We start from the raw sequence: 11772 nt of genomic DNA on the forward strand, positions 1-11772 counted from the left end.
CGATGAAAATGATTGTCAAAACCAGGAAGTGCGGGCGCTCACATCCGGCCGATGCCGCGGCCCAGCGCGAACCCCACCAGGACCACCAGCGCCACGACGCGCAGCGCCCTGCCCGAGCCGTCCAGCGCGGGCCAGTTCAGGAAGGCGAACCAGGCCAGCGCCACCGCCAGCACCAGCACCGCGGCGGCCGCCACCCAGCCCGTCCCGGCCATCCCGATCACCAGCAGGACGAACACCGCGACGAGCAGCACCCACCGCGGCAGCCGGTGCAGGAACACCACCGGCGCCGCACTCCACCGCTCGACCGCCGCCCGCAGGCCCGAGCCCTGCTCACCTCTCGTCTCCACGTGCCCCAACGTAGTACCCCGCCCTGCCAGGATGGACGGATGATCGCGATAACCCGGTACCGCGTCCCGGGCGAGGACGCCGGCGGCTTCGCCGAACGCATGACCGCGGTGCTGACGTTGCTGTCCGCGAGCCCCGGATTCCGCTCCGGGCGGCTCGGCAGGACGGTCGACGACCCCGGGCTGTGGGCCCTCGTCACCGAATGGGACGGCGCCGGCCACTACCGCCGCGCGCTCGGCCGGTACGAGGTGCGGCTCGAGTTCATCCCGCTCGCGGCCATGGCCGTGGACGAACCGGGCGCCTACGAGATCGTCACGTCCGCCTGATCGGTGCCGTCTTGATCAAAATCTGTCTGCATACGGGAAACGGCGGGGCAAGAAGCGTCCGGGCCCGGTTTCGCGGCACGCCGCCAAGGTGATCTTTGCGGCATCACGATCATGCCGTGCCCGCCGGGGGAGATGTGATGCGCCGTGCCGTTCGATCCGAGGCCGTCCGGTCCAGTGCCGTGCTGTCCCGTGCCGCCCTGTTCGGCGGGCTGGCCGTACTGGCGGCCGTCCCTCCCGTCGTCGCCGTCGTCCGGACGTCCGCCGCGCGGCCCGCGCCCCACCAGGCCGCCGCGCTGACCGACGGCCGCGCCCGGACCGGCGTGCCGCGCGTCGTCGGCTACCGGGGCCTGCGCCTCACCGTCCCGGCCGGGTGGGAGGTCCACGACCTCGAACGGGACCCGTCGCGCTGCGTCCGCTACGACCGGCACGCCGTCTACCTCGGCCGCCCCGGCCCGCAGCCCGACTGCCCGGCCCGGCTCGTCGGCCGCACCGAGGCGATCCACCTCCAGCCCGCGGACCGGGTGCGGCCCGCCGCCGACGGGCGCGCGTCCCGGACGGTCGTCCACGGCGCGCAGCTCGCCACGTTCGACCTCCCGCAGACCGTCGACCATGAGGCGCGGCTCACCGTCCCCGAGGCCGGCGTCACCATCACCGGCGTCTACGGGACGGACCCGGCCGCGCTCCAGCGGCTGCTCCGCCACACCCGCCTGACGACCACCGCGTCGGCCGCCGGTTCGCGCACGACAACGCCGTCCACGCAGGCCACGCCGTCGACCCCCGCTATACCGGCCGTACCGGCCGTACCGTCCGTGCCGGCTGTACCGGGGGTGCCACCTGTGCCGGCGGTGCCGGTCGCGCCGCCTGTGCCGTCCATGCCTGCGGCGGCGCCGGTGGTGCGGTCCGTGCCGTCGGTGCCTCCTGAGGTCTCAATGCCCACCGAGCCGTCCATACCGGACGGACCGTTCGAGCCGTTCGAGCCGGACGTGCCGCGCGGGCCGGACAGCGCCTCCGCCCCGATCGTCGACCGGCGCCCCTGGGTGCGGGGCAAGGGGTTCGACACCTGCACGGCGCCGTCCCTCAAGGCCATGCGGGCGTGGCGCCCCTCGTTCAAGGTCACCAACATCTACATCGGCGGCGCCGCGCGCGGATGCGCGCAGCCCAACCTCACGAAGCGGTGGGTGAGGGAGGTCCGCGAGATGGGCTACCGCATCACGCCCACCTACGTCGGGCTCCAGGCGCCCTGCAGCAGCCGTCCGCAACGGTTCAGCGCCAAGAACGCCGCGTCCCAGGGCGCCAAGTCCGCCGTGGACGCCGCCCGCAAGGCGCGAGCGCTAGGTATCCGGAAAGGCGCCCCCATCTATTACGACATGGAGGCGTACAAGACCAACCAGCCCGGTTGCAGGGCCGCGGTCCTGCGCTTCGTGGACAACTGGGTCCGGAAGCTGAAGAAGGCCGGGTACAAGCCATGCCTCTACAGCAGCGTCAAGTCCGGCATCCGGGACGTGGGACGCGCCGAAGGCATCAGCAGGCCCGTCGGCGTCTGGTTCGCCAACTGGGACGGCAGGGCCAAGGTGTACGGCGACCCGTTCATCCCGGACCACTGGTGGAACCGCCACCGCCGCATCAAGCAGTACCGCGGCGGCCACAAGGAGCGGCACGGCGGCGTCACCATCAACATCGACAGCAACATCGTCGACGGACGCGTCTACTAGGCCGCGACTAGGGCACTCACAGGGCTCTCCTAGGGCTCTCCCAGGGCCGTGAACTGGGGCGTCTTGTGGACGCACGGTCACCACGCTGCGTCTACTAGACTCGCCCGTGCCCTAAGCTGTGATTGCTCGCAGGCGCCGCCGAAGACCGAACCGTTCGTCGGCCGGACGCCAGGGCGCCATCACCGGGGATCGCAATCGCCACCACCCGCCGTTTCCCACGGCGGATCGGGGCGTACTCACTGTCCCGCCGACCGCCAGCCGGATGGAGAATATTTCATGGCACGCCGTTCCGATGTGCTGGAAACGATCGTCAACCTCGCCAAGCGGCGGGGCCTGGTCTACCCGTCGAGCGAGATCTACGGCGGGCTCCGCGCCTCCTGGGACTACGGGCCGCTCGGCGTCGAGCTGAAGAACAACGTCAAGCGCCAATGGTGGAAGTCCATGGTGCAGGGCCGCGAGGACATCGTCGGCCTGGACTCGTGCGTCATCCTGGCGCGCGAGGTCTGGGAGGCCAGCGGCCACGTCCAGGCGTTCGTCGACCCGCTCACCGAGTGCCAGTCCTGCCACAAGCGCTTCCGCGCCGACCACCTCGAAGAGGGCTACGCGGAGAAGCACGGCCGCCCGCCCGCGAACGGCCTCGCCGACATCGGCTGCCCGAACTGCGGCGTCAAGGGCTCCTTCACCGAGCCGCGGATGTTCAACGGCCTCCTGAAGACCTACCTCGGCCCCGTCGAGGACGAGTCGGGCCTTGCCTACCTGCGGCCCGAGACCGCGCAGGGCATCTTCATCAACTACATGAACGTCCAGCAGTCCGCGCGGCGCAAGGTCCCGTTCGGCATCGGGCAGATCGGCAAGTCGTTCCGCAACGAGATCACGCCCGGCAACTTCATCTTCCGGACCCGCGAGTTCGAGCAAATGGAGATGGAATTCTTCGTCAAGCCCGGCAGCGACGAGGAATGGCACCAGTACTGGATCGACGAGCGCATGCAGTGGTACGTCGACCTCGGCATCCGCAAGGAGAACCTGCGGCTCTACGAGCACCCGCAGGAGAAGCTGTCGCACTACTCCAAGCGGACCGTGGACGTCGAGTACCGCTTCGACTTCATCGGCGGTGAATGGGGCGAGCTGGAGGGCATCGCCAACCGCACCGACTACGACCTGTCGACGCACTCCAAGGCGTCCGGCGCCGACCTGTCGTTCTTCGACCAGGAGTCGGGGGAGCGGTTCGTCCCGTACGTGATCGAGCCGGCGGCGGGCGTCGACCGGTGCACGCTCACGTTCCTGATGGACTCCTACGCCGAGGACGAGGCGCCCAACGCCAAGGGCAAGCCGGAGAAGCGCACCGTGCTGCGGCTCGACCGGCGGCTCGCGCCGGTCAAGGCCGCGGTGCTGCCGCTGTCGCGCAACGCCGACCTGTCCCCGAAGGCCCGCGACCTCGCCGCGCGGCTCCGCAAGAACTGGAACGTCGAGTTCGACGACGCCGGGGCCATCGGCCGCCGCTACCGCCGGCAGGACGAGATCGGCACGCCGTTCTGCGTCACCGTCGACTTCGACACCCTGGAGGACGACGCGGTCACCGTCCGCGAGCGCGACTCCAGGAGCCAGGAGCGCATCGCGATCAGCCAGGTCGAGTCCTTCCTGGCCGCGCAGCTCCTGGGCTGCTGACAACCGCACCGCACCGCATCGCATTGCGTCCGTCGGGACGCACGGCACGAAACGGGCCGCCCCATCGCCTGGGGCGGCCCTTTTTCCTTGCGACCCCTGAGCCCATCCCTGGGATGGAGCGGTCTGCCGGGGTGTCTGTGCAGGTCAAGGGTCCGGGTTTCGTCAACGCCGGGCGAACGGTGTCTCCAGGGCCGTGAACCTGGGCTAGCGTTGGCTGGACCGCCCGCCGCCGCCCCCGGCACCGTGGGCGGGGAAGCGCACCACGGAGCCCGGCGGCCATGCCGCCCGACGAGGAGCCCGAGGGGAGGGGCAGGATGGGCGACATGCACCGGCCTGCCCGGCCCGTCGCCCGGCTGCTCATCATCGCGCTGGGCCTGCTCGGGATCGTGGTCGGGCCCGCCGGAGCCGGAGCGCACGGCGGGACGTCCGCCACCGGAACGATCACCGGCGCGCGGAGCGGGGCGGCACAGCACGCGCCCGCCCGGACCCGCCCCTCCGCCGGTACGCACCGTCCACGGCCCCACGTGCAGGCGGTGCACGCGCATCTCGCCCACGCCGGGCAGTCGCCGGTCGTCACGCATCCGGCGTTCGCGGTGCTGCCCTCGTCCGCCGTCGAGATCCGGCCGCCGTCCGGGCGCGCCGCCCGGTCCCTCGCCGTCCACGCCGAGCCGGACGTCGCCCCCGAGGGCGTCCCGCGCGGCCGTGCCCCTCCCACCTCCCCACGGATCTGAGCTAGTCGTCCGCGGTGCCGCGCAGCGGCCCGGCGCCGAAGCCCCGTGTGGAGGTTCCCTTTGACTCGCGCCAACATGGTGCGGGCGGTACTGGCGTTCGCCGTGCTCGCCACATCGTTCTACTTCGCCTGGTCCAAACCCGCCCGCCTCGGCCTCGACCTGCGCGGCGGCACCCAGATCGTCCTCGAAACCCAGGACTCGCCGACCGTCAAGGCCGACCGGGAGTCCACCGACCGCGCCCGGGAGGTGCTGCAGCGCCGCGTCGACGCGCTCGGCGTCGCGGAGTCCTCGCTCACCCGGTCCGGCGACCGGCGGCTGATCGTGGAGCTGCCCGACGTCCAGGACCCGACCAGGGCGACCCAGGCGCTCGGCAGGACCGCGCAGCTCACCGCCCATCCGGTGCTGCCCAACACCGGCAAGCCCGAGAAGGGCCAGCAGATCATCCCGGACGAGAGCGGCCAGCCGATCCTGATCGCGCCCGCCGCGCTCACCGGCGACGGCATCGGCTCGGCCAGCGCGACCTACGACCCGCAGAACGTCGGCGGCTGGGCCGTCAACGTCGACTTCAAGGGCTCCGGCGGCAAGACGTGGGAGCAGCTGACCGCCAAGGCCGCGTGCGCGACCGGTGACGAGCGGCGGATCGCGATCATCCTGGACGGCAAGGTGATCTCCTCCCCGGGCGTCACCGAGAGCGTGGCCTGCGGCGTCGGGATCGCCGGCGGATCGACGCAGATCACCGGGGACTTCAGCGCCACCGAGGCCAAGGATCTCGCCGCGCTGATCGAGGGCGGCTCGCTGCCCGTCCCGGTGAAGGTCATCGAGCAGCGGGTGGTCGGGCCGACGCTCGGCGACGAGGCGATCGACGCCAGCGCCCGCGCCGCCGTCATCGGCATCATCCTGACCGGGCTGTTCATCGTCGCCGTCTACCGGCTCGTCGGCTTCCTCGCGACCATCGCGCTGACCGGGTACGCGCTGATCTCCTATGCCGCGCTCGTCGCCGTCGGCGCGACCCTCACCCTGCCGGGGCTCGCCGGTTTCGTCCTCGCGATCGGCATGGCGATCGACGCCAACGTGCTGGCCTTCGAACGCGCCAGAGAGGAGTTGTCCGCCGCTCCGGGACGCTCCGCGCGGACGGTGCTGGCCGTCGGGTTCAACAAGGCGTGGTCGGCGATCGCGGACTCCGCCGTCACGACGCTGCTCGCCGGTGCGCTGCTGTTCTTCCTCGCCTCCGGGCCGGTGAAGGGGTTCGGGGTCACGCTGACCATCGGTGTGCTCGCCTCGCTCGTCTCGGCGATGCTGCTGAGCCGCGTCCTCACCGACGCGGCGGCGGCGCGGCTGCCCCGGCTCACCAAGGGCAAGGCGGGCGGACTGAGCGGCGCCGGGCGGATCCGCCGGTGGCTGGAGGAGAGCGGCCCCGACCTGATGAAACGCAGCCGCCTCTGGCTCGGGATCTCCGCGCTCGCCGTCCTGGTCGCCATCACCGGGATCTTCGTCCGCGGGCTCAACTTCGGGGTGGAGTTCACCGGCGGGCGGCTCGTCGAATACTCCACGTCCCGGCACGTGGACATCGACGTCGCGCGCTCCGCCGTCGCCGACGCCGGGTTCCCGCGCGCCGTCGTCCAGACCTCCGGGGAGGACGACATCTCCGTCCGGACGGTCGACCTCACCAACGAGGAGGAGAAGCGCATCCAGAACGCGCTCTCGGAGAAGGGCGGCGGGGCCACCAAGCAGCGCGACGAGCTGATCGGCCCCAGCCTCGGCGAGGAGCTGCGGAACAAGGCCCTCATCGCCCTCGCCGTCGCGCTGCTGGTGCAGCTCGCCTACCTGACGATCAGGTTCCGGTGGACGTTCGCCGCCGGTTCCGTCATCGCCATGTTCCACGACATCACGATCGTCACCGGCATCTTCGCCTGGCTCGGGAAACCGATCGACGGGGTCTTCCTCGCCGCGCTGCTCACGATCATCGGGTACTCGGTGAACGACTCCGTCGTCGTGTTCGACCGCGTCCGGGAGATGTGGGGCGAGAACCCGAAGGGACGGTTCGCGGCGATCGCGAACCGGGGCGTGCTGCAGACCGTCCCGCGGACGATCAACACCGGGATGGGCGCGCTGTTCATCCTGTCCGCGCTGGCGGTCCTCGGCGGCGACTCGCTGACCGACTTCGCCATCGCGCTGCTGATCGGGATCATCGTCGGCACGTATTCCAGCGTGTTCACCGCGACGCCGATGGCGGTCGTCCTGGAGCGCTTCGCGAAGGCCCCGCCGCCGCAGCGCAAGGGCAAGTCCCGCCCGCCGCGCCGCACCACGCACGACTCGGGCGCGGTCGTCTGACCGGTACGCGGGCCCCGGATCGCGCGGGGCCCGCCTGCCCGCCTGCCGCGGGGCCGCGCGTCAGCGGGGGAGCATCGACTTCTTCAGCGGACGGTCCTCGCTCGTCCCGAAGCAGACGACGGTACGGATCCCGCCCTCCCACTCGAACTTCTCCGCGTAATAGAACGAGTAGTACTCGGGGTACGGACGCTTGCCGAAAGCCTTTCCGAGCCGCTTCTCGCAGGTCGCGTCCGCGTTCCGCTCCATCGCCTTCGGCCCCGGATACGGGCCCGGTTTCATGGTGAAGACCGCGTACACCTGGCTCCAGTGCTCCCGGGTGCAGGAGAGGACGCGCTGTGTCGGGACCTCCGCGTCCGATTTCCCGAAGCAGTCGCCGTAGGCGAGTTCGTTCCAGTACTTCAGTTGCGGATCCAGGGTCTGGGCGATCGGCACGGTGATGGTGTCGGGCCCGGTATAGATGAGCAGGCAGAGCACCTTCCGGTCGCCGGCGTCCCAGTTCGTCTTCGTCGGCATGATGAGGTAAGGCTCAAGGTGCTCGGCATGCCGGCTCTTCAGAAAACGGATCGTCTTGAGGAAGCAGGCATCGGTCGACAGTTCATGAGTCTGCCGGTTCCCCGGGAATCTACCGGCCGGCAGCTCCGCCTGGGCGGCGACCTCGCCTTGGTGCGGGTCCGTGCAGGGCAGCGCCGTCACGGGGGACCGCAGCGAGTCGACGTCGAGATCGTTGAAGCAGTCGCCGACCCGCAGCGCCGCGGGAAGCACCTTGTCCTTGCCGGTGACCCGCCCCGACTCGTCCCGGTCGGCGGTGACCAGCGACCCCACCGCCACGGCGAGGGCGACCACCGCCACGACGCCCCAGACGGCGGACACGACCAGCGCGCCCACGGCCAGGCCCTTGCCCCGCTCGCCGCGCCTTCCGGCCTGCACCAGCGCGGCGATCGCGAAGCCGACCGCCGGCAGGACCAGGCCGCAGAGCCCGGTGACGATCGCGACGATCGCCAGCCGGTTGGTCCGGGGCACGAGCGGCGGCTCCGGTTGCGGGGGGCCGGCGTAGTACGGGACGTCCCGCTCCGGCCACGGCCCGGCCATGCCGGGGCCGGGCCGGGGGGCCATCGGCACGCCGGAAACGCCGGGCGGCGCCCAAGCAGGCTGCGGGGCCTCGGCCGGTCGCCCGGCTCCGGCGGGCAACTCGGCTCCCGCAGGCTCGGAGTCCTCCGGATCAGGGTCAGGGGGAGGGGGCGGTGGTGTGCTCACAGCGGTACCCCGTTCAAATCAGCCGACAAGGAAACCATTTCCAAATACCTTTCGCCAAGGTGGGAGCAAGCCGCGCCATCGGGGGTCAATGCGGCACCACCGATCGCTTCAGCGGCCCCTTCTTGCCGCTGACCACGCAGAACACCTTCCGGTATCCCTCGTTCCAGCTCTCCTTGGTGGGCGTCGCGGCGTTGGGATCCACAAGGTGGAGCGGCACACGGGCGCCCCAGACCTTTATCGCGTGCTTGGCGCACTCCGCCGCGGACAGCTCCACGAGCGCGTTCTCACCGGGGTATTTCCCTTCCCGCATTTCGTAGACCGCGTACACCTGGTACTTGTGCTTGACCGTGCAGTCGACGATGCGCGGCGGCTCCGGGCTGTCCCATTCCTCGACGCAATCGCCTCGCTTCGGCTCGCTCTGGGGCGGCGGGCCGATGTTCAGGGCGGCGAGCGGCGTGACGAGCGCGTGGTTGGCGACGAGCACGATCATGCAGGTCACCCCGCGGGTCCCGGCTCTCCATTGCGTCTTGTCGGGAACGTCCGTCCGGAGTTTGAGATCATCGGCCGCCTTCACGCTGGCCGGGACCTTCTCCTCGCACGCCTTCTCGGCCTGCTCGGTCAGCTGCCGATGTCCCGGAAACGGGGCGTCCGGAAGCGTGGCCTTGCCGACGACCTCGCCGTTGTGCGGGTGCTGGCAGGGGCTGGGCGTCACGAACCGGGCGGCGGCGTCGTAGAGGTCCGCGCTGAAGCAGTCGCCGACCTTCAGCGTGGAGGTCAGGACGTAGCCCTTGGGTGGAGAGAGGGAGCCTTCCTTTCCCGTGGAGAACGGCCCGGCTCCGACGGCCGCGACCACGCCCACGGCCACGGCGGCGGCGATCCAGGCCGCAGCGGCGGCGAGCCCGCCGATGGCGAGGCCTCTGCCCTTCCCGGCCGGACGTCCTTCTGCCCGGCGTCCGGTCCGGACGAGTGCGGCGATGGCGAAGCCGATCGCGAACAGGACCAGCCCGCAGAGTCCCGTGACCAGAGCGGCGATCGCGAGCCGGCTCGTCCGCGCCGGGACGGGGGCGGACGGCGCCTCAAGGGCGGCGGGCGGTCCGGGGGGAAGCCCCGGCGGGTCTGCCGGGCCGGCGTCCGGGCCGGGCGCGTCGGGCGGGGCCCAGCCGGGGGAGTCCGGATTGTCGTCGGTGGGGGGAGGTGTGGTCACGGCGGAACCGTAACCGGGACCACCGACAAAAGACGCAATTCCGACAACTCGGTGTCAAGTCGTAATTAAAGGCCGGGGCGGTCGTGCCGACCCCGGCCACGGAGCGTCGCCGTACTGTGCTGGAGTGTGGTCGCCCTGGCCTTTTCGCAAGGCGGCCGTTCCGTGCACCCCGGCAGGGAACCGGTGGTCAAGTTCTCATGTCAAGAGCCGCCGGGTTTATGCCAAAGGCGACTGGGGTTCGTTGCTTTCGGCATTGATGACCTGCATGACGGCGTTGATCAGCGCCAGGTGCGTGAACGCCTGCGGGAAATTGCCCAGGTGGCGGCCGGTGTGCGGGTCGATCTCCTCCGAGTACAGCTGCAGCGGGCTCGCATACGACAGCAGCTTCTCGCACAGCGCCCGCGCCCGGTCCAGCTCGCCGATCATCACCAGCGTGCTGACGAGCCAGAACGAGCAGATGGTGAAGGTGCCCTCGTCCGACTCGAAACCGTCGTCGGTCTCCGCGGGGCGGTAGCGCAGGACGAGGTCGTCCTCCGACAGCTCGTCGGCGATCGCGAGCACGGTCTCCCGCACCCGCTTGTCGTCGGCGGGCAGGAAGCCGAGCAGCGGGATCAGCAGCGCGGACGCGTCCAGGGTCGTCGCGCCGTAGTGGGCGGTGAAGACGCCGCGCTCGTCCAGCGCGTTGGCGAGGACGTCGGCGTGGATCTCGTCGGCGGCGGCCTGCCAGCGCTCGGCCCGGCCGCGGTCGCCGCGGATGCGGGCGAGGCGGGCGCCGCGGTCGGCCGCCACCCAGCAGAAGACCTTGGACGAGGTGAAATGCTGCGGCTCGCCGCGCACCTCCCACATGCCGCAGTCGGGGACGCGCCAGTTGGCGAGCGCGTCCTCCACCTGCTTGATGATGATCTTCCAGAGCCGGTCGTCCAGCCGGTCCCGCTTGCGCACGAACAGGTAGATGGAGCCGATGATCGCGCCCCACACGTCGTGCTGCGCCTGCATGTACGCCTCGTTGCCGATCCGGACGGGACGCGCGTCCCCGTACCCGGACAGGTGGTCGAGCGTGGACTCGGGCAGCTCCTCCCGCCCGTCCAGCCCGTACATGATCTGCAGCTTGCCCTCGGCGGCCTCGGCGACGTCGGTGATGAAGTAGAAGAAGTCGTTGGCCTCCCAGTCGTAGCCGAGGGTGTAGAAGGCCCAGAGCGCCATCGTCGAGTCGCGGATCCAGGTGTAGCGGTAGTCCCAGTTCCGGTCGCCGCCGGGCGACTCGGGAAGCGACGTCGTCGCCGCTGCCGCCACCGCTCCGGACGGCCCGAACGTCAGCCCCTTCAGCGTCAGCGCGCTGCGCTGCAGATGGCTCCGCCAGGGATGGTCGGGGAACCGGCCGCGGTCGAGCCAGTGCTGCCAGTGGTGGACGGTCCAGATCAGCCGCTCCTGCGCCTCCTTCCACGACGACGGCGCCGCGTGCTCGCTCCACGACAGCGCGACGAACCGCGACTCGCCCTGCTTCAGCAGCGTCCTGGACGTCGCGAGCGACCCCTCGAACCCCACGTTCATGTCGGTGGTGAGCCGCAGCCCGACGCCGTTCCCGCGCGCGAGGGCCTCGTGGTACCCGGCGCCGGTGTGCTCCCAGCGGGCCGGCGAGCGGCCGTAGTCGAACACCGGCATGCAGTCGAGCCGCACCTGGACCTGGCCGTTCACGCACCGGACCATCCGCAGCAGGACGTGGTCGGCGTCATAGTCGGTGGGGGCGCGGCGATGCGTGTGGGACCGTTCCGTCTCGTGGTGCCACGGGCCCATGAGCAGCGCGTCCGTCACCACGAGCCAGCCGCCGTGCACCCACCAGGTGGTCTCCATCACCATGGTGCCGGGGATGTAGCGCTGCGCGGCGGGCACCTCCACCCCGGCCGGGCCGACCCGGAAGTACCCGGCGTCGCGGTCCAGGATCGATCCGAACACGCTGGGGGAGTCCATCCGGGGCAGGCACATCCACTCGATGTTGCCGCTCGGCGCGACCAGCGCGGTCGTCTCGCAGTCCGACAGGAACCCGTAGTCGGCGATGGGGGCGAACGGATCTCCCGCCCGGCCGCCCGCGACCTTCGGCCTCACAGCCTCACCTCCTTGATCCATCATTACCTCTTCCATGGCGTGGGCGCGTCCCGCCACCGCACGGCGGCGTTTCCGACCCGATCATCCCCGTTGGTCCGAAT

9 protein-coding genes are annotated in these 11772 nt (G+C 71.0%); 5 read left to right on the forward strand and 4 right to left on the reverse strand.

Annotated elements, in window-relative coordinates; translation table 11 throughout:
* Positions 1-38: 38 nt before the first annotated feature.
* Positions 39-347 (reverse strand): DUF6703 family protein, encoded by a 309-nt coding sequence (locus tag ACH34S_RS28290; RefSeq protein WP_395955836.1) that lies wholly within the window; start codon positions 345-347, stop codon positions 39-41.
* Positions 348-386: 39 nt separating this feature from the next.
* On the opposite strand from ACH34S_RS28290, the gene ACH34S_RS28295 reads away from it, so the two are divergent.
* From ACH34S_RS28295 to secD, 5 genes are all read left to right on the forward strand, one after another.
* The gene (locus tag ACH34S_RS28295; protein WP_395955837.1) at positions 387-671 is read left to right on the forward strand and encodes an antibiotic biosynthesis monooxygenase family protein; all 285 of its coding nucleotides are present in this window, start codon (positions 387-389) and stop codon (positions 669-671) included.
* A 137-nt stretch (positions 672-808) separates the two neighbouring features.
* A complete protein-coding gene (locus tag ACH34S_RS28300; RefSeq protein WP_395955838.1) occupies positions 809-2383 on the forward strand; it encodes a glycoside hydrolase domain-containing protein in 1575 nt (524 codons plus the stop codon).
* A 276-nt stretch (positions 2384-2659) separates the two neighbouring features.
* A complete protein-coding gene (locus ACH34S_RS28305) occupies positions 2660-4048 on the forward strand; it encodes a glycine--tRNA ligase (RefSeq protein ID WP_395955839.1) in 1389 nt (462 codons plus the stop codon).
* A 278-nt stretch (positions 4049-4326) separates the two neighbouring features.
* The gene (locus ACH34S_RS28310; RefSeq protein ID WP_395955840.1) at positions 4327-4779 is read left to right on the forward strand and encodes a hypothetical protein; all 453 of its coding nucleotides are present in this window, start codon (positions 4327-4329) and stop codon (positions 4777-4779) included.
* Positions 4780-4839: 60 nt separating this feature from the next.
* Entirely contained in the window at positions 4840-7110 is a 2271-nt protein-coding gene (gene secD / locus ACH34S_RS28315; protein ID WP_395955841.1) for a protein translocase subunit SecD, read from the forward strand.
* Between the two features lie 60 nt (positions 7111-7170).
* Here secD and ACH34S_RS28320 read toward each other — a convergent pair whose 3' ends face one another.
* From ACH34S_RS28320 to ACH34S_RS28330, 3 genes are all read right to left on the reverse strand, one after another.
* Positions 7171-8223: a septum formation family protein gene (locus tag ACH34S_RS28320; RefSeq protein ID WP_395955887.1), complete on the reverse strand. Its 1053-nt coding sequence runs from the start codon at positions 8221-8223 to the stop codon at positions 7171-7173.
* A 226-nt stretch (positions 8224-8449) separates the two neighbouring features.
* A complete protein-coding gene (locus tag ACH34S_RS28325) occupies positions 8450-9568 on the reverse strand; it encodes a septum formation family protein (RefSeq protein WP_395955842.1) in 1119 nt (372 codons plus the stop codon).
* A 216-nt stretch (positions 9569-9784) separates the two neighbouring features.
* Positions 9785-11671, reverse strand: coding sequence for a glycoside hydrolase family 15 protein (locus ACH34S_RS28330; RefSeq protein WP_395955843.1), 1887 nt, complete (start codon positions 11669-11671; stop codon positions 9785-9787).
* Positions 11672-11772 lie beyond the last annotated feature (101 nt).

Source organism: Actinomadura sp. 3N508 (genome assembly GCF_044326375.1).
Taxonomy (GTDB): Bacteria; Actinomycetota; Actinomycetes; order Streptosporangiales; family Streptosporangiaceae; genus Spirillospora.